The organism is Methylopila jiangsuensis (genome assembly GCF_027922305.1).
In the GTDB taxonomy this organism is placed as follows: Bacteria; Pseudomonadota; Alphaproteobacteria; order Rhizobiales; family Methylopilaceae; genus Methylopila; species Methylopila jiangsuensis.
In genome coordinates, this window is the sequence record NZ_BSFK01000013.1 from 102,199 (window position 1) to 119,875 (window position 17,677).

The following is a 17,677-nucleotide window of genomic DNA, read 5'->3' on the forward strand; positions in this document are numbered from 1 at the left end:
CAACCATGACGCGAGGGCGCGCTGGCTGATCGGCCTGGCGGGCTGCTACTTCCCCAGCGTTGTCCGCCGGAGACTCGTCTTGTGATTGTCAGGCCATCATCCTCCATCGTCGCTCTCTCCGCCGTCCTGGCGCTCTCGCCGGGAGCGGCCGCCGCGCAGCAACAGACGACGACTCCCCGGCAGATGGAAGCCTTCTCCCGGAACATGAGGCTCAACGTGTATGTCGAGCAGTTCGTGGCGCAGGCGATGCAGCCGTTCCGGCAGGCCGATGTGGACATGGACGGGCTGGACTCCGGCGACCTTACGATCGCGCGCCGTCAGGTCGAGGCGCGCGATCGCGGGGCTCGGGCGTCGATCTTCATGTCCGCTGATCTCGACGCCGACGGCGTCGTCACGGCTGAGGAGCGGGCGCTGGCGACGCCGCCGTTCAGACGCCTGCCTACGGCGCGCGCCGAGGACGGCGTGCTGGCCCGGTTCGACGGCGACGGCGACGGCCGCGTCACGCTTCAGGAGGCGCTCGCCGCGTCGGTCCCGCCGCAATCCCCCTCCAGAGAGAGCGTTTTGGAGGTGTTCATGACCTTCGACGCCGACAACGACGGTCGCGTCACGGCCATCGAGGCGGAGACCGCGCTGCGGAGGATATTCGCCGACTTCGACGCCAATGGCGACGGGCTGATCGACTTCGACGAGGGCGTGGCGCTCAGCCAGGCGGCTAAGCCCGTTCGGCAAGCAGCCACTTGCGAGCTTCCGCGTGCGGGCGCCGATCAGCAGATCGTCGCTTTCGGACTGTACGAGGGCGACGCCGTGCCGAGCGCGACCGTCGTGGGACAGGACACGGAGAGCACGACCGCGGAGGTGGTGATCGAGGAGGGCGATACGCCGCTCTATCTCGTCCTCACGTCCTATGACGCGATGATCTGGCGGGTGACGGGCGCGAAAGACCGCGTGGCGCGGCTCGTGCTCTCGTCCTCCCAGTCGGATCCCGCAAAAAAGCAGAATTCCCCACGGCCGTCGGCCGCCGGCGCCGTGGGATTGCCCGCGGAAAAGGTGACGGTGGCGCCCCACGGCTGCCTCGGGTCGTTTCACGAGGCCGGATCGGCTGAAGAGGCCTCCGTGCGGGCGGCGATCCGGCAGGCTGCCGGGCGAACGCCCGACGCCATCGCCGGCGCCTATGACGCCATCACCGTGACGCTTCCGGCAATGACGGCGGTGAAAGCGAAGACGTCGAGCGATCCCGACGACGCGCCCGCAGGTTTCGATCCTCAGACGTGGCGCGACGCTGTGCGCTTCGCGCCCGGTGGCGTGGTCGAGATCGACCCGGCCGCAGTGGTCTCAGGCGCGCCTGCGGTCTCCTACGAGGTTCTGCCGCAACAGATCGGGCTCGCGAAGCTCGTGGGGGAGGGCGCGATCGAACGCGCTGGCGGGAGATTCCGGATCGTGAAGCCGATTCCGCGCCTTCCGGCCGGGCTGAGCGGCGCGCATGCCGTCCGCTTTTCGCTGGCGCCGGGCGTGCCGCGGCCGAAAGGCGCGTCCGGCCACTCCTGCGTCGTCGCCGAGGGCGACCCGAAAGCCGCATTGGGCCGCGGCGTTTGCCTCAGGCCCTGACGTCGGCGCAAACGAGAAAAGCCCCGGCCGATGGCCGGGGCTTTTTCGTTGCGAGCGCCGCAGCGCCGCGTCAGGCGATGGCGCGGGATTCGTCCTCGTTGGGTTCGCGCAGCACGTAGCCGCGGCCCCAGACGGTTTCGATGTAGTTCTTGCCGTTGGTGGCGTTGGCGAGCTTCTTGCGCAGCTTGCAGATGAAGACGTCGATGATCTTCAGCTCGGGCTCGTCCATGCCGCCGTAGAGATGGTTGAGGAACATCTCCTTGGTGAGCGTCGAGCCCTTGCGCAGGCTCAGCAGCTCCAGCATCTGGTATTCCTTGCCCGTCAGATGGACGCGGGCGCCGCCCACCTCGACCGTCTTGGTGTCGAGATTCACGATCAGGTCGCCGGTGGTGATGACGGACTGGGCGTGGCCCTTCGACCGGCGCACGATGGCGTGGATGCGGGCGACCATCTCGTCCTTGTGGAACGGCTTGGTCATGTAGTCGTCGGCGCCGACGCCGAGACCGCGCACCTTGTCCTCGATGCCGGCGAGGCCGGAGAGGATCAGGATCGGGGTCTTGATCTTCGCCAGACGCAGCGCCCGCAGAACCTCGTAGCCCGACATGTCGGGGAGGTTCAGGTCAAGTAGGATGATGTCGTAATCGTAGAGCTTGCCGAGGTCGATGCCCTCTTCTCCAAGCTCTGTCGTATAGACGTTGAAGCTTTCAGACTTGAGCATCAACTCGATGCTCTGCGCCGTGGCGCTATCGTCTTCAATAAGAAGAACGCGCATGCGAATCCTCCACCGATGCCCGCGTGGCCTGCCCCGACAACGCCGGGCCCGGCACGGTGAACCGATCGTTTCCAGTCCGATTCAAGCTTAACGACCATTAGTTAACAGAAGATGATTCTGCGTCGCAAGCTCGTTCTGATTCATGCCCGTATTTCGCCTTAGTCCTTGGACGGCAAGGGAAACACGCTTTCGAAAACGCTCAGCCAAAACCTTAAGAAGTCCGGATAACCGACTCTTGCGACTCCGACTTTCGAGCCGCCGATACGGTTTCCGTCCCCTTAAGCGCTGGGGCCATGATTGGGCGAAGGGGTAAACGAAGGGTTACGCTGAGGTGGTCCCCGGTCATGATTCGTTGGGGATAACAGGATGGAAACGATGCGCGGGCTGTTCGAGGCCGTGGAGGAGACGCCGGAGCGCGAGGTCTATGGCCGCGTTGTGGGCGTGCGCGGCCTTCTGGTGGAGGTGGCCGGGCCGCTCGGGATGATGGCGATCGGCGGCCGGGTCTCGATCGAGGCCGGGCCGGGCGGCGCCACCGCATGCGAGGTGGTGGGCTTCCAGGGCGACCGGGCGCTGCTGATGCCGTTCGCGCCGCTGGAGGGCGTGCGCCGGGGCTGCCGCGCCGTGGTCGGCCAGCCGTCGCCGGGCGTGCGGCCGAGCCGGGGCTGGCTCGGCCGGGTGGTGGACGCCATGGGAACGCCGATCGACGGCAAGGGCCCGCTGAAGGAGGGGCCGGCGCTCTACCCCTACCGCACGCCGCCGCCGCCGGCCCACGCCCGCAAGCGCGTGGGCGCGCCGCTCGATCTGGGGGTGCGGGCGCTCAACACCTTCGTCACCTGCTGCGCCGGCCAGCGCATGGGCATCTTCGCGGGCTCGGGCGTGGGCAAATCGGTGCTGCTCGCCATGCTGGCCCGCAACACCGCCTGCGACGCCGCGGTGATCGGCCTGATCGGCGAGCGCGGCCGCGAGGTGCAGGAGTTCCTGCAGGACGATCTGGGCGAGGCGGGGCTCGCCCGCTCCATCGTTGTGGTGGCCACCTCCGACGAGCCGGCGCTGAAGCGGCGGCAGGCGGCCTATCTGACGCTTACGCTCGCCGAGGCGCTGCGCGACGAGGGCGCGGACGTGCTGTGCATGATGGACAGCGTGACCCGCTTCGCCATGGCCCAGCGCGAGATCGGCCTCTCCACCGGCGAGCCGCCCACCACGAAGGGCTACACCCCGACCGTGTTCGCCGAGCTGCCGCGCCTGCTGGAGCGGGCGGGCCCCGGGGTGGGGGAGGGCAGCATCACCGGCATCTTCACCGTGCTGGTGGACGGCGACGACCACAACGAGCCGGTGGCCGACGCGGTGCGCGGCATCCTCGACGGCCACATCGTGATGGAGCGCGCCATCGCGGAGCGCGGCCGCTACCCGGCCATCAACATCCTGAAATCGGTGTCACGCACCATGCCCAAGGCGACGCCGGAGGAGCGCCGGCCGTTGATCGCCAGGGCGCGGCGCGCCATGGCCACCTACAGCGACATGGAGGAGCTGATCCGCCTCGGCGCCTATCGCCCGGGATCGAGCCCGGAGGTGGACGAGGCCATCGCCCTGAACGGGCCGTTCGAGCGGTTTCTTGCGCAAGGTAAGGAAGAAGCAACGCGTCTCGGAGAAGGCTACGCCCAACTGGATTCGATTTTAAGCGTCGGCGAAACCGGCCGCTAACCCGCGTGTGCTTCCATGTCGGACATGAAATCCCGAGACACTCTCCTCAAGCTCAAGCGCTTTCAGGTCGACGATAAACGTCGTCAGGTCGTGCAGATCGAGACGATGATCGCCGAATTCGAGCGCATGGCGACCGACCTCGACCGCGAAATCCTGCAGGAGCAGGAAAAAGCGGGCATCCACGACACGGCGCATTACGCCTACCCCACCTACGCCAAGGCGGCGCAGGGGCGGCGCGACAACCTGATGCGCTCCGCGGACGAACTCCGCGGCCAGCTCGCCGACGCCCAGGGCGCGCTCGCCGAGGCGTTCGAGGAGCTGAAGAAGATCGAGATCCTGGAGGAGCGCGACAGCGCACGCGAGCGCCAGGCCGAGGCCGCCCGCGATCAGGCGGAGATGGACCGCATCGGCCTGGCCGCCCACGAGGCGCGCGCCGGCTGACGGCCGGCGGGGATGTGGGCGATCCGGACGTTCACGCCGGTCCTAGGCTTTCAGACATTGCGTCACGCGTCGGTGGGCGCGCTGCTCCCCGCTACTGAGCGGCGGTGAACGGCTTTCTATGTCGGCTCGCTGAGCCTGATGGTCAGGCGGCTTTGGCGCCCACCACGCGGTCCCGCGCAGCGGTCACCTCTGTCGCCAGAGCCGCGATCGCCTCCGCGTCGCAGCCGAGCGCCTTCAGCATGCGCGTCGGCACGTCCGCGGCGCGGGCCTGCATGGCCCGGCCGTCGTCGGTGAGGAACACGCGCACCTGCCGCTCGTCCTCTGGATCGCGCTGCCGCCGCACCAGCCCCGCCGCCTCCATGCGCTTCAGCAGCGGCGTCAGGGTGTTCGATTCGAGGAACAGCGCCTCGCCGAGCTGACCCACGGTGCGGCCGTCCCGCTCCCACAGCGCCACCAGCGTCACATATTGCGGATAGGTCAGGCCGAGCGCGTCCAGCGCCGGCTTGTAGGCGCGGTTCATCGCCCCGTTCGCGGAATAGAGCGCGAAGCACAGCATCTGGTCGAGGCGGGGGGCGGCGTCGGTCATCGCGGGAGGTTAGCACGGCGATCATATCGCGTGCGACAGGATCGTATGCGTGACGAAGATGCCTGTCATGCGTAAATTTATATCGTGGACGACATGATCGTGTGCGAAAAGAATATGGACCGGCGGCCGAGGGAGGCCGTCCAATCCGAGGAGATGACCATGAAGACGCTGTACTCCACTTCCGCGACGGCGACCGGCGGCGGCCGCGACGGCCGCTCCGCCACCACCGACGGCAATCTCGCGGTCAGTCTGGTCGTGCCGAAGGAGCTTGGCGGCGCAGGCGGGGACGGGACGAACCCCGAACAACTGTTCGCGGTCGGCTACGCCGCCTGCTTCCTGGGCGCGCTGCGTTTCGCCGCCGGCAAGGCCAGGATCGCCGTTCCGGCGGACGCCTCGGTCACGTCGTCAGTCGGCATCGGCCCGCGCGACGACGGCACGGGCTTCAGCATCGAAGTGGCGCTGGAGGTCTCGCTTCCGGGCATGGAGCGGGCGGCGGCGGAGGATCTGGTCGCGCGCGCGCATGTGGTCTGCCCCTACTCGGAGGCGACCCGCGGCAATCTGGACGTGAAGCTGACCACGGTCGTCTGAGGCGCGGCCGCGCGATCAGCGCGACGCCGTCACTTCCGGGCGAAGGGGCGGCGGTCGCGCGGCGGCGCGAGCTTCGCGGCCGGTTGGGAAATGGCGGCGGTGGTCTCCACCGCCGGCTCGCGGACCGGCGGCAGCGGCGCTGCGGCCATCGCCACGGTCTTCGGCGCGTCCACCGGCGCGGGTTTCGCCGCGACGGTCGCGCCGGGCTTCGCGGCGGCCGCTGCGGTGGCGCGCGGCGCGATCGGCGGCAGCGGCACGGCGGCGGCGTTCGCGGGCGGCGTGAGCTTGGCGAAGGCGGCCGTCGCGTCGTCGCGGCCGTTGGAATAGGCGGACGCCGTGGCGACCGGCGTTGCGGGGGCTGCGCCCGGCGCGGTGCGGTCGAACCCGCCGATGGCGTCCGACGCGGCGGCGATGCGCGAACCGGCCACCGTCGAGGGCATGACGCCGGGCGTCGCGGGCTGCGCGGCGATCTGCGGTGCGGCGGCGACGGCGATCGTCGTCGCGGGGCGCGTGGGCGGCAGCGGCGCCGCGGAGGCGAGCGCCGGCGCCGCGTTCACCGCGATCACGCGCGGCTGACGGGGCTCGGCCGTGGCGACGGTGGTGGTGACGACGGTCGCAGGCTTTGCGGCGTTCGCGACGACCTGCGCCGGGGCCTTGGCGCGGGCGTGCGGCGCCATCTCGATCGCCTGCGCGAACACGGCCGAGCCGCGACGGCCCATGCCCACCTGGTCCAGCAGGCCCTTGCGCTTGGCTTCGTAATAATAGCCGCTGGCGTAAAGCTGCACCGCGCGGTCGTGGTTTCCGCCGGCGGTCCTGTAGGCGCCGGCGAGGTAGCGCACGGCGTAGGTGAGGTTGGTGTCGGCGTCCAGCAGCCCGGCGGCGTCGCCCTGATAGCCCATGCCCTTCGCGGTGGCGTGCTTGATCTGCATCATGCCGTAATGGCCGCGATTGTAAGCTTTGGGATTGTAACGGCTTTCCCGCACGATCACCCGCCGCACCAGCGTTTCCGGCACTCCGTTCGCGGCCGCATGGCGGGCGATCATGGCGTCGTATTGCGCCGGGCCGGAGGCGCTCTGCGCCGCGGCCCCGTGCGTGATGACGACCGCCATGGCGATCCCGAACAGCCCTGCTTTCACGCGTCCGGTCCCTGGCCGTGGCGACGAAGGTTCTGGATCACGCCCAATTGAGGCCATTCCGTGACCTGTGGCCCGATTTGGGACGCATTCCGCTCTTCAACCCCCTTCGTCATCCGCCTTGCTCAGCCAGAGGTTGAGGCTCGGCGGCCGCTCATCGCTCAGTTTCAGGATGGTCTCGCGCAGCCAGCGGTGGCCGGGATCGGCGTCATAGGAGGCGTGCCAGAGCATGGAAATCGCCACGTCCGGCAGCAGCACGGGGGCGGGGCTGACGGCGAGGTCCAGCACCTCCGCGAAATAGCGCGCCACGCGGGCGTGCATGGTGGCGATCACCGGCGCCTGCTTCACCACGAAGGGCGCGGCGGTGAAGCGCGGCGAGGTGAGCGCGATGTCCCTCGACAGGCCGATCTTCGCCAGCGCGTCGTCCACCACGCCGTGCGGGGTCTCCACCAGACTCGTCAGAACATGGGGCAGGCGCACATAGTCCTCGAGCGAGATCGGCGGCGTCACGCCGATCAGCTCGGGGTTGAAGATGCAGAGATAGCTCTCCCGCTGCAGCAGCCGGCGCTTGTGGTGCAGCTCCCCGTCCTCGAACAGGCCGATGCCCAGATCGACCCGGTCCTGGTCGAGATCCTGCAGGATGCGGATGCGGTCGATGGTGCGCAGCAGCAGCCGCACGCCGGGCGCTTCCTTCCTGAGCAGCGCGATCAGCTTCGGCATCAGCAGCACCTCGGTGCTGTCCGGCATGCCGATGGTGAAGGTGCGCTCCTCGGTCGCCGGATCGAACGCCTCCCGCCGGGCCACCATCTCCTGAATCTGCGCCAGAGCCGCCCGCGCCGGCTGGATCAGCGCCTGCGCCCGCGGGGTGACGCGCATGCCCTGCGGCCCGCGGATCAGCAGCTCGTCGCCGAACATGGTCCGCAGCCGCGCCAGCGCGTGGCTCATGGCCGACTGGCCGAGGCCGACCCGAGCCGCGGCCCGGGTGACGCTGCGCTCCGTCACAAGCGCGTCGAACGCCACCAGCAGGTTGAGGTCGAGCCGACTTAAATTGGCGTGGTCGATATTCAATATGAATCCGATCGTTTTGATCAATGACGAAGGGATAAGTATCTTGGGCGCAGATCACGGGGATCAGCCCCGGAGACATCGCTTCCGGAGAGTTTCACCATGTCGCTGCGCGCTGCAATCGTCTCTGTCGCCCTCGTCGCTTCCGTCGCCTCGGCGGGCGCGGTCGAGCTCAACGCCGGCTCCGCGAGCCGGATCGAGATCGGCGACCGCAAGGGCGTCGTCTATTACACCGTGGAGCCGGCGGGCTACCGGGTCGTCGCGGGCCTCGCCCGCGGCAAGGACGTTCCGCCGCTGCGGTTCGAGACCACGCTCGCGGGCGACCAGCGCGTGCTGGCTCTGTCGCCGCAGGGGCTCGGGCAGCCCGTCGCCGCGCTCGAAATCGTGCGTCAGGGCGACCGGGTCTACGTGCGCCCGCTCGGCGCAGGGCTCTGAGGCCCGCCGGAACGCCGCTGACGTGAGACCCTCGGGCTCACGTCAGCCCGCGGGACACACGGGTTTCCTCCCGTCCTCGCCTCGTCCTGGCTCGAGGTCGGGGACCGCAACGCAAAGCGCGCCGCGCACGCCCGAGTGGGGCCTGCGCGGCGCGCTTCCGTTCAGCCTTGAGACGCGGCGTCAGCCCTGACGACGGTCACCGCCGCCGCCGCCCCGGCGGGGACGGCGCGCGGGACGCTCGCCGGACGGCTTCATGAAGCCGACGGAGGCCATGTCGCCGTCCGACCCGCGGCGGCCGCCCTCGGCGCGGGCGCCGTGCTGGGCGGAATGGCCCTGCGGCCGGCGCTGCTCATGGGCCCGGCTGGGCTCGCCGTGGTTCGGACGCGAGCCGTTGGCCTGACGCGGCTTGCCCTGGCCCTGCGCCGGGCGCTGGCCCTGCGGACGGGGCTGGCGCTGCTGCTGGCGGCCCTTCTGGGAGGCGGCGCCGTCGCCTTCCGGCTCGGCCTTGCCGGCGTCGGAGCGGCGATCCTCGGCCGGGATCGACTGGCGGATCAGGCGTTCGATGTCGCGCAGGTACATGCGCTCGTCGTTGGCGACCAGCGAATAGGCGACGCCCTCCGCGCCGGCGCGGGCGGTGCGGCCGATGCGGTGGACATAGGACTCCGGCACGTTCGGGATGTCGTGGTTCACCACATGGGTGACGCCGTCCACGTCGATGCCGCGGGCGGCGATGTCGGTGGCGATCAGGATCTTGATGTGGCCGGTGCGGAACGAGCCGAGCGCGCGCTCGCGCTGGGACTGGCTCTTATTGCCGTGGATGGCGGCGGAGCCGACGCCGGCCTCCTCGAGCTGGCGCACCACCTTGTCGGCGCCGTGCTTGGTGCGGGTGAACACCAGCGCGCGGTCGATGGCGGGGTCGCTCAGCAGCTCGACCAGCACGGCCTTCTTGCCGCTCTGCTCCACGAAGATGACCTTCTGCTCCACCCGGTCGGCCGTCTTGGCGACGGGCGTCACCGCCACGGTCGCCGGATCGGTCAGCATGGTGTCGGCGAGGTCCTTGATGGTCTTCGGCATGGTGGCCGAGAAGAACATCGTCTGCCGGCGGTGCGGCAGCATGGGGACAACGCGGCGGATGGAGTGGATGAAGCCGAGGTCCAGCATCTGGTCGGCCTCGTCCAGCACGAAGAACTCCACCTGGTCGAGGCGGAGCATCTTGCCGTCCACATGGTCGAGCAGGCGGCCGGGCGTGGCGACGAGGATGTCCACGCCGTTGGCGAGCTTGCGCACCTGCGGGCCGGCGGCCACGCCGCCGAACACCACCGCGATGGAGAGCTTCAGGTTCTTGGAGTAGGAGCGGAACGAGTCCGCGATCTGGCTGGCGAGCTCGCGGGTGGGGGAGAGCACCAGCGTCCGGCAGCCGCGCCGGGGCGCGATGCGGGGATTGGCCACCAGCTTCTCGATGATCGGAAGCGCGAAGGCGGCGGTCTTGCCGGTGCCGGTCTGGGCGATTCCCATCAGGTCGCGGCCCGCGAGCAAGGACGGAATGGCCTGGGCCTGGATCGGGGTCGGCGTTTCATAGCCGTCCGCCGCGAGCGCCTTGAGGATGGGCTCCGAAAGGCCGAGGTCTTTGAAGGTCGTCACGTGTGAAAAATCTTTCGTGCAGCCGTGCGCGGGCGCAGCTTCGCGGGCGCGAAGGCGCGGCGACGGCGGGTGCGTTGAGACGCGCCCCGCGTGATCTGGGCTGTCGATGAATGCTGGATGCGCCCGGCAGGTCCGGCGAGGGCCGGCGTCACGCGGCCAAGGCGCTTATGTCTCGCTTAAGTAAAGCGATGGAGCATATGTGCGCTTGCGAAGAGGTGAAGTCAAGGTTCGTTTGAACCCGGATGCGAAAGCGCGGTTTCGAGCGCTTCCAGCGTCACAGGCTCCGCAGCCGCTCCAGATGCGCCACAAGCCCGCGCGTCGAGCCGTCGAGCCCGGCGGCGGGCGTCTCGCCCTTCACGATCGGGATCAGCCGGTTCGCCAGCTCCTTGCCCAGCTCCACGCCCCACTGGTCGAACGAGTTGATGTTCCAGATCGACCCTTGCGTGAACACCTTGTGCTCGTAGAGCGCGATCAGGCGCCCGAGGGTGCGCGGGTCGAGCGTGCGGTAGGCGAGGGCGCAGGTCGGCCGGTCGCCGGGAAAGGTCTTGTGCGGCGCGAGCGCTTTCGCCGGCTCGGCGTCCATGCCTGCGGCGAGAAGCTGCTCCAGCGCCTCGCCCTCGGTGCGGCCGCGCATGAAGGCCTGCCCCTGCGCCAGCGCGTTGGCGAGCAGCATGGCGTGCTGGTCGCCAACGCTCTCATGGGGCGTCGCCGCCATCAGGATGTCGGCGGGGATCACGTTCGTCCCCTGGTGCAGCAGCTGGTAGAAGGCGTGCTGGCCGTTGGTGCCGGGCTCGCCCCAGACCAGCGGCCCGGTGGCGGAGGCGACCGCATGGCCGTGGCGCGTGACCGACTTGCCGTTCGACTCCATGTCGAGTTGCTGCAGATAGGCCGGGAAGCGGGCGAGGCGCTGGTCGTAGGGCAGCACGGCGTGGGCGGCGTAGCCGCAGACGTTGCGGTGCCAGACGCCGATCAGGCCCATGAGGACCGGGATGTTCGCCTCCAGCGGCGCCTCGCGGAAATGGTCGTCGATCTCGCGCGCGCCGGCGAGAAAGGCGTCGAAGTTCTTCGGCCCGATCAGGATGGCGAGCGACAGGCCGATGGCCGACCAGATCGAGTAGCGCCCGCCGACCCAGTCCCAGAACCGGAACATGCGCTCCTCGCTGACGCCGAAGGCCTCCACCGCCTCCACATTGGTGGAGATCGCCGCGAAATGGGCGCCGACGGCGCTTTCGCCCAGGGCGCCCGCCAGCCAGCGCCGGGCGGCGCGGGCGTTGGCCATGGTCTCCTGGGTGGTGAAGGTCTTGGAGGCGACGAGGAACAGGGTGCGTGTCGGCTCCAGATCCTTCAGAGTGTCGGCGAGATGGGCCCCGTCCACGTTGGAGACGAAATGGCCCTTCAGCCCCTTCTGCACGTAAGGCGACAGCGCCAGCGCCGCCATGGCGGGACCGAGATCCGAGCCGCCGATGCCGATGTTCACCACGTCGGTGAAGGTCTCGCCGGTGGCGCTCAGCAGCGCGCCGTTCCTGACGCCGTTGGCGAAGCGGTAGGCCTTGGCGCGCTCGCGCTGGATCTCCGGGATCACGTCATGGCCGTCCACCGACACGCGGGCGTCCGGCGCCGCGCGCAGCGCCGTGTGCAGCACCGCGCGGTCTTCGGTCAGGTTGATCTTCTCGCCCCGGAACATGGCGTCGCGCAGCGCCTCGACGCCGGCCGCGCGGGCGAGCTCCACCAGCAGCGCCAGGGTCTCCGGCGTCACCTGGGTCTTGGAGTAGTCGAACAGCAGGTCGTCCAGCGTGACCGAAAACCGCTCGAACCGCTCCGGATCGGCCTCGAACAGCGCGCGCAGCGACGCGCCTTCCAGCGACCGGCGATGCTCCGCGAGTCGGTCGAACACTGCGGTGGTCGTGGTCATCGAAGTCTCCGGGGGAGGGACGTCGTCAGGACGGGCGGCGCGGGAGCGTCAGAATCGCGGGCAAGATAGGGCGTTTCGGGCGCGGCGCGAGCGGCGACTCTCGGCTTATGCGTCAAAATGGGACGGCGCGGCTGGGACGTCAGAACGGAGTCGCGCCTTGTTCGGCGGAATCCACCCGGGCGCGGAACGCGGCGAACAGGTTGCGGCCCATGCCGAACTGCGGCTCGGTCGCCCGCGTCTCCGCCTCGCGGGCGTCGAACTCCTCCGCCGGCGTGAGCACGGCGAGCGTCCCCGCCTCGGCGTCGAGCCGCACCACGTCGCCGTCGCGCAGACGCGCGATCGGGCCGCCATGGGCGGCTTCGGGCGTCACATGGATCGCCGCCGGCACCTTGCCCGAGGCGCCCGACATGCGGCCGTCGGTGACGAGCGCCACCTTGTGGCCGCGCTTCTGCAGCACCGCGAGCGAAGGCGTCAGCCGGTGCAGCTCCGGCATGCCGTTGGCCTTCGGCCCCTGAAACCGCACCACCACCACCACGTCCCGGTCCAGTTCGCCGGCGCGGAAGGCGGCTTCCAGATCGTCCTGGCTGGTGAAGACCCGGGCCGGCGCCTCCACCACCCAGCGGTCGCGGTCGACCGCGGACACCTTGATCACGGAGCGGCCGAGGTTCCCGGTCAGCACCCGGAGCCCGCCGTCGGCCTGGAACGGCTCGGACGCCGGGCGCAGCACGGTGGCGTCGCCGCTCGTGGGCGCGCCGTCGGTCCACACCACCTCGTCGCCGACGAGCGCCGGCTCCTTCTCGTAATCCGCGAGCCCCGAGCCCATCACGGTGAGCACGTCGTCGTGCAGCAGGCCCGCCCCGCGCAGCTCGCGGATCAGGTAGCCCATGCCGCCGGCGGCGTGGAAGTGGTTCACGTCCGCCGAGCCGTTGGGGTAGATGCGGCAGAGCAGGGGGGTGGCGGCGGAGAGCCGGTCGAAGTCGTCCCAGGTGAGCTGGATGCCGGCCGCCTTGGCCATGGCCACCAGATGGATGGCGTGGTTGGTGGAGCCGCCGGTGGCGTTCAGCCCCACGATGCCGTTCACGAACGCCTTCTCGTCAAGAATCTGGCTGATGGGAGCGTAGCCGTTGCCCGAGCGGGTGATGGCGAGCGCCTGAGTCACCGCCGCGCGGGTGAGCGCGTCCCGCAGCGGCGTGTTCGGCGGCACGAAGCTCGCGCCCGGCAGGTGAAGGCCCATGATCTCCATCAGCATCTGGTTGGAGTTGGCCGTGCCGTAGAAGGTGCAGGTGCCGGGGGAGTGGTAGCTCGCGCTCTCCGCCTCCAGCAGCTCCGCACGGCCGATCTTGCGTTCGGCGTAGAGCCCGCGGATGCGGCCCTTCTCGTCGTTGGACATGCCGGAGGGCATCGGCCCCGAGGGCACGAACACCGCCGGCAGATGCCCGAAGGCGAGCGCGCCGATGACGAGGCCCGGCACGATCTTGTCGCAGATGCCGAGATAGAGCGCGGCGTCGAACATGTCGTGGCTGAGCGCCACCGCGGTCGACATGGCGATGACGTCGCGGGAGAACAGCGACAGCTCCATGCCGAGGCGGCCCTGGGTGACGCCGTCGCACATGGCCGGCACGCCGCCCGCCACCTGCGCCACGGCGCCGGCCCTGCGCGCCGTCGCCCGGATCAGCTCCGGGAATCGCTCGTAGGGCTGGTGGGCCGACAGCATGTCGTTGTAGGCGGTGACGACGCCGATGTTCGGGACCGCCTGACCCTTGAGCGCTTCCTTGTCGGTCGCGCCGCAGCCGGCGAAGCCATGGGCGAGGTTGCCGCAGGACAGCGCCGCCCGGTAGGGACCGGCGGCGGCCTGTTCGGCGACGCCGTCCAGATAGCGCGCGCGGCTGTCGCGGGAGCGCGTCACGATCGCGTCGGTGACGTCGGCGATGCGGGCGTCGAGGGTCATGCCACTGCGCTCCTCTTCGTCTGGTCCCGTCTCAGGCCGCCCACACCACGTCGAGCGGCCGGGGGGCGTGGTCGATCACGGCGCGGATCGGCATGGCGAGCGGGTCGGTGCCCACCAGCGCCTCGTCCAGCACGCGCTTCTTGTCCTCGCCCTCGATGTGGAGGACGAGCAGCTTGGCGGAAATGAGCGCCGGCAAAGTGAAGGTGATGCGGGGCTCGATCGCGGCCGCGGCGCGCATGGGGATGACGAGCGCCCGGCCGGTGGGGTCGATGGCGTCCTCCAGCCGGTCGCCGCCTGGGAAGAACGAGGCGGTGTGCCCGTCGCCGCCCATGCCGAGAATGGCGACGGTGAGCGGCGCCGGCAGGTCCGCAGCCCGCTCCGTCACTTCGGGAAGCCCGCCTTCGGGCGAGGCGGCGTCGGTGACGAGCGGCACGAAGCTCGCGGCGGCGGCCGCGTTCTGCAGCAGGTTGTCCTTGACGAGCTTGGCGTTGGAGCGCGGCTCGGTGTCCGGCACCCAGCGCTCGTCCACCAGCGTCACGGTCACGGCGCTCCAGTCCAGATCGGCGCGGGACAGCTTCTGGAAATAGAGCTTGGGCGTGGAGCCGCCGGACACCGCGAGCGTCGCCGCGCCGCCGTCCGCGATCTCGGAGCGCAGCGCGTCGGCGGTGCGCTGGGCCAGGGCCGCAGCCAGCGCGTCGCGGCTGTCGTAAGCGGTCAGATCGATGCGGCGTTCCGGCGTCACGACGCCTCCTCATGCCAGGTGCGGCCGTCGCGCTCGATCAGCGCCACGGCGGCGGATGGGCCCCAGGTGCCGGCGGTGTAGGCCGCGGGCGGCTGGCCGAGCCGCGACCACGCCTCGAGGATCGGATCGGCCCAGACCCAGGCCGCCTCCACCTCGTCGCGCCGCATGAACAGGGTCTGGTTGCCCCGGATCACGTCCATCAGCAGCCGTTCATAGGCGTCGGGGTTACGCACCTTGAACGTGTCGGCGAAGGAGAGGTTCAGCGGCACCTCGCGGAATCGCAGGCCGCCGGGGCCGGGATCCTTGATCATCAGGTAGAGCTTCACGCCCTCGTCCGGCTGCAGGCGGATGACGAGCCGGTTCGGCGCCAGGAAGCCGCCCGCCGCGCCGAAGATCGACAGCGGCGTCTCCCGGAACTGGATCACGATCTCCGACACCTGCGACGGCAGGCGCTTGCCGGTGCGGAGATAGAACGGCACGCCGGCCCAGCGCCAGGTGCGCACTTCGGCCTTCAGCGCCACATAGGTCTCGGTCGCGCTTTCCGCGCCGTCGCCCAGCTCCTCCAGATAGCCGGGCACGGACTGGCCGTCGACGGCGCCCGAGCGGTACTGCCCGCGGACGGTGAGCGTGCGCACGGTCGCGTCGTCGATGGGCTTCAGGGCGCGCAGCACCTTCAGCTTCTCGTCGCGCAGCGAGTCCGCGTTCAGCTCTCCCGGCGGCTCCATGGCGACGAGGCACAGCAGCTGCAGGATGTGGTTCTGCACCATGTCCCGCAGCGCGCCCGAGGTGTCGTAATAGCCGCCGCGGGAGCCGACGCCGATCTTCTCCGCCACCGTGATCTGCACATGGTCCACATGGGCGGAATCCCACACCGGCTCGAACAGCACGTTGGCGAAGCGCAGCGCCAGCAGGTTCTGGACCGTCTCTTTCCCGAGATAGTGGTCGATGCGGTAGATCTGGCTTTCGTCCAGCACGTCGCCCACCGCGGCGTTGATCTCCTGCGCCGAGGCGAGATCCTTGCCGAGCGGCTTCTCCAGCACCACGCGGGTGCGGCCGCTGATCAGGTCGTGCTTTTTCAGATTGTGGGCGATGGCGTCGAACAGCTCCGGCGAGGTGGCGAGGTAGAACGCCCGCACCCGGTCCAGCCCCTCGGCCAGCAGCGTCTTCAGGTCGTCCCAGCCGGCGTCGCCCACGGCGTCGATGGTGACGTAGTCGAGCCGGTCGAGGAACCGCTCCAGCGCCGCGTCCTCAAGCTCGCTCTTCGGCACGAAGATGGTGAGCGCCTCGCGCACCTCCGCGCGGAAGGCGTCGCGGTCCAGCTCCTTGCGCGAGACGCCGATGATGCGGGTGGGGTCGGTGAGCTGGCCGTCGTGGTCGCGGCGGAACAGGGCCGGAAACAGCTTGCGGTGCGCCAGATCCCCGGTGCCGCCGAACACGACGAGATCGAACGGGTCCACGGCCACGATGCGGCTCGTCATCGGCGCTGCTCTCCACGACGTTCCATGTTGCACATGCGAAATGTGCGCTTTGCGCCGCCCATGTCAATTCGCGGGGACGCGGCGGGTCGGAGACGACATAGGCCCCGCCGAGGGTTCGGCGAGGCCCATGGGAACAGGTCGGGACCGCGTCCGCGGGAGGCGTCAGCTCGGGCGTATCATGGTCTCGGGGCGCACTGCGGCGTCGAACTCCTCCGCGGTGACGAAGCCGAGGCGCACGGCCTCCTCCTTCAGCGTGGTGCCGTTCTTGTGCGCGGTCTTGGCGACCTTGGTGGCGTTGTCGTAGCCGATGGTCGGCGCGAGCGCCGTCACCAGCATCAGCGAGCGGCCCATCAGGTCGGCGATGCGCTTCTCGTCCGCCTCGATGCCGGCGACGCAGTTGTCGGCGAAGCTGACGCTGGCGTCCGCCAGCAGGCGGATCGACTGCAGCATGTTGTAGGCCAGCACCGGCTTGAACACGTTCAGCTCGAAATGGCCCTGGCTGCCGGAGAAGGTCACCGCCGCGTTGTTGCCGAACACCTGGGCGCAGACCATGGTCAGAGCCTCGCACTGGGTCGGGTTGACCTTGCCCGGCATGATGGACGAGCCGGGTTCGTTCTCCGGCAGCATCAGCTCGCCGAGCCCCGAGCGCGGGCCGGAGCCGAGGAAGCGGATGTCGTTCGCGATCTTGAACAGGCCGGCGGCGACGGCGTTCAGCGCGCCATGGGCGTAGACATAGGCGTCGTGGGAGGCCAGCGCCTCGAACTTGTTCGGCGCGGTGACGAAGGGCAGGCCGGTGATCTCCGCGGCCTTCTCCGCGAATTTTTCCGCGAAGCCGATCTTGGCGTTGATGCCGGTGCCGACCGCGGTGCCGCCCTGCGCCAGCGGATAGAGGTGCTGCAGGCCCTCCTTCACGCGGGCGACGCCGAACCGCACCTGCGCCACGTAGCCGGAGAACTCTTGGCCGAGCGTCAGCGGGGTGGCGTCCTGGGTGTGGGTGCGGCCGATCTTGATGATGTGCGCGAAGGCCTTGGCCTTGGCGTCGAGCGCCTCTTCCAGATGTTCGAGCGCGGGGATCAGCGAGCGGACGATCTGCTCGGCGGCGGCGATGTGCATGGCGGTCGGGAACGTGTCGTTCGACGACTGGCTCATGTTGACGTGGTCGTTGGGATGAACCGGCTTTTTGGAGCCTAGTTCTCCGCCCAGCAGCTCGATCGCCCGGTTCGAGATCACCTCGTTGGCGTTCATGTTGGACTGGGTGCCGGACCCGGTCTGCCACACCACCAGCGGGAAGTGGTCGTCGAAGCGGCCGTCGATCACCTCCTGCGCGGCGCTCGCGATGGCGTCGGCGAGCTCGGGCTTGAGCACGCCGAGCTCGCGGTTGGCGAGCGCGGCCGAGCGCTTCACCACGCCGAGCGCGCGGATCAGCGGCTTGGGCATGGTCTCGCCGCCGATCTTGAAGTTCTGGAGCGAGCGCTGGGTCTGCGCGCCCCAGTACCTGTCGGACGGCACCTCGAGCGGGCCGAAGGAATCGGTTTCGGTGCGGGTCGTGGTCATCGGGCGCTCTCCGGCTTGGAAGCGGTTTCCATCCGGCGCGCTGCTTAGCACGCGCGCATGCCGCCCGCCACGCGAC

The 17,677-nt window shown here is 69.7% G+C and carries 15 protein-coding genes; 5 read left to right on the forward strand and 10 right to left on the reverse strand.

The window, feature by feature from the left end:
- The first annotated feature begins 204 nt into the window (after positions 1–204).
- Complete coding sequence (locus PKE85_RS12515) at positions 205–1,605, forward strand: EF-hand domain-containing protein (protein WP_271205095.1); 1,401 nt, start codon at positions 205–207, stop codon at positions 1,603–1,605.
- 70 nt (positions 1,606–1,675) lie between these two features.
- On the opposite strand, the gene ctrA is transcribed toward PKE85_RS12515, so the two are convergent.
- Positions 1,676–2,377, reverse strand: coding sequence for a response regulator transcription factor CtrA (gene ctrA, locus PKE85_RS12520; RefSeq protein ID WP_271205096.1), 702 nt, complete (start codon positions 2,375–2,377; stop codon positions 1,676–1,678).
- Between the two features lie 375 nt (positions 2,378–2,752).
- Here ctrA and fliI point away from each other — a divergent pair, with 375 nt between their 5' ends.
- Both fliI and fliJ read left to right on the forward strand, forming a co-directional pair.
- A complete protein-coding gene (gene fliI, locus PKE85_RS12525; protein WP_271205151.1) occupies positions 2,753–4,078 on the forward strand; it encodes a flagellar protein export ATPase FliI in 1,326 nt (441 codons plus the stop codon).
- A 24-nt stretch (positions 4,079–4,102) separates the two neighbouring features.
- Complete coding sequence (gene fliJ, locus PKE85_RS12530; protein WP_271205152.1) at positions 4,103–4,519, forward strand: flagellar export protein FliJ; 417 nt, start codon at positions 4,103–4,105, stop codon at positions 4,517–4,519.
- 142 nt (positions 4,520–4,661) lie between these two features.
- Here fliJ and PKE85_RS12535 read toward each other — a convergent pair whose 3' ends face one another.
- Positions 4,662–5,105 carry a MarR family winged helix-turn-helix transcriptional regulator gene (locus PKE85_RS12535; protein WP_271205097.1) on the reverse strand — a complete coding sequence of 148 codons (444 nt, stop codon included), beginning with the start codon at positions 5,103–5,105 and terminating at the stop codon, positions 4,662–4,664.
- Between the two features lie 159 nt (positions 5,106–5,264).
- On the opposite strand from PKE85_RS12535, the gene PKE85_RS12540 reads away from it, so the two are divergent.
- Positions 5,265–5,693 (forward strand): organic hydroperoxide resistance protein, encoded by a 429-nt coding sequence (locus tag PKE85_RS12540; protein WP_271205098.1) that lies wholly within the window; start codon positions 5,265–5,267, stop codon positions 5,691–5,693.
- Between the two features lie 29 nt (positions 5,694–5,722).
- Here PKE85_RS12540 and PKE85_RS12545 read toward each other — a convergent pair whose 3' ends face one another.
- Positions 5,723–6,829 carry a lytic transglycosylase domain-containing protein gene (locus PKE85_RS12545; protein WP_271205099.1) on the reverse strand — a complete coding sequence of 369 codons (1,107 nt, stop codon included), beginning with the start codon at positions 6,827–6,829 and terminating at the stop codon, positions 5,723–5,725.
- 96 nt (positions 6,830–6,925) lie between these two features.
- A complete protein-coding gene (locus tag PKE85_RS12550; RefSeq protein ID WP_271205100.1) occupies positions 6,926–7,894 on the reverse strand; it encodes a LysR family transcriptional regulator in 969 nt (322 codons plus the stop codon).
- A gap of 99 nt (positions 7,895–7,993) precedes the next feature.
- On the opposite strand from PKE85_RS12550, the gene PKE85_RS12555 reads away from it, so the two are divergent.
- On the forward strand, positions 7,994–8,326 hold the full coding sequence (locus PKE85_RS12555; protein WP_271205101.1) for a hypothetical protein: 333 nt from the start codon (positions 7,994–7,996) through the stop codon (positions 8,324–8,326).
- 180 nt (positions 8,327–8,506) lie between these two features.
- On the opposite strand, the gene PKE85_RS12560 is transcribed toward PKE85_RS12555, so the two are convergent.
- The 6 genes from PKE85_RS12560 to fumC all read right to left on the reverse strand — a co-directional run bounded on the left by PKE85_RS12560 (position 8,507) and on the right by fumC (position 17,601).
- On the reverse strand, positions 8,507–9,967 hold the full coding sequence (locus PKE85_RS12560) for a DEAD/DEAH box helicase (RefSeq protein WP_271205102.1): 1,461 nt from the start codon (positions 9,965–9,967) through the stop codon (positions 8,507–8,509).
- Positions 9,968–10,241: 274 nt separating this feature from the next.
- Entirely contained in the window at positions 10,242–11,879 is a 1,638-nt protein-coding gene (gene pgi / locus PKE85_RS12565) for a glucose-6-phosphate isomerase (RefSeq protein WP_271205103.1), read from the reverse strand.
- A gap of 139 nt (positions 11,880–12,018) precedes the next feature.
- Positions 12,019–13,827, reverse strand: a complete 1,809-nt coding sequence (edd, locus tag PKE85_RS12570) for a phosphogluconate dehydratase (RefSeq protein ID WP_271205104.1) — start codon at positions 13,825–13,827, stop codon at positions 12,019–12,021.
- A 31-nt stretch (positions 13,828–13,858) separates the two neighbouring features.
- Entirely contained in the window at positions 13,859–14,569 is a 711-nt protein-coding gene (pgl, locus tag PKE85_RS12575) for a 6-phosphogluconolactonase (RefSeq protein ID WP_271205105.1), read from the reverse strand.
- Positions 14,566–16,047: a glucose-6-phosphate dehydrogenase gene (gene zwf / locus PKE85_RS12580; protein WP_271205106.1), complete on the reverse strand. Its 1,482-nt coding sequence runs from the start codon at positions 16,045–16,047 to the stop codon at positions 14,566–14,568. The genes pgl and zwf overlap by 4 nt, the downstream gene beginning before the upstream one ends.
- Before the next feature lie 162 nt (positions 16,048–16,209).
- Positions 16,210–17,601: a class II fumarate hydratase gene (gene fumC, locus PKE85_RS12585; RefSeq protein WP_271205107.1), complete on the reverse strand. Its 1,392-nt coding sequence runs from the start codon at positions 17,599–17,601 to the stop codon at positions 16,210–16,212.
- Positions 17,602–17,677 lie beyond the last annotated feature (76 nt).

Bases quoted from the DNA above. Each gene is read 5' to 3' on its own strand.
- fliJ (WP_271205152.1), top strand. From the start codon at position 4,103: ATGAAATCCCGAGACACTCTCCTCAAGCTCAAGCGCTTTCAGGTCGAC.
- PKE85_RS12555 (WP_271205101.1), top strand. From the start codon at position 7,994: ATGTCGCTGCGCGCTGCAATCGTCTCTGTCGCCCTCGTCGCTTCCGTC.
- PKE85_RS12515 (WP_271205095.1), top strand. From the start codon at position 205: ATGAGGCTCAACGTGTATGTCGAGCAGTTCGTGGCGCAGGCGATGCAG.
- PKE85_RS12540 (WP_271205098.1), top strand. From the start codon at position 5,265: ATGAAGACGCTGTACTCCACTTCCGCGACGGCGACCGGCGGCGGCCGC.
- zwf (WP_271205106.1), bottom strand. From the start codon at position 16,047: ATGACGAGCCGCATCGTGGCCGTGGACCCGTTCGATCTCGTCGTGTTC.
- fumC (WP_271205107.1), bottom strand. From the start codon at position 17,601: ATGACCACGACCCGCACCGAAACCGATTCCTTCGGCCCGCTCGAGGTG.
- fliI (WP_271205151.1), top strand. From the start codon at position 2,753: ATGCGCGGGCTGTTCGAGGCCGTGGAGGAGACGCCGGAGCGCGAGGTC.
- edd (WP_271205104.1), bottom strand. From the start codon at position 13,827: ATGACCCTCGACGCCCGCATCGCCGACGTCACCGACGCGATCGTGACG.
- pgi (WP_271205103.1), bottom strand. From the start codon at position 11,879: ATGACCACGACCACCGCAGTGTTCGACCGACTCGCGGAGCATCGCCGG.
- ctrA (WP_271205096.1), bottom strand. From the start codon at position 2,377: ATGCGCGTTCTTCTTATTGAAGACGATAGCGCCACGGCGCAGAGCATC.
- PKE85_RS12535 (WP_271205097.1), bottom strand. From the start codon at position 5,105: ATGACCGACGCCGCCCCCCGCCTCGACCAGATGCTGTGCTTCGCGCTC.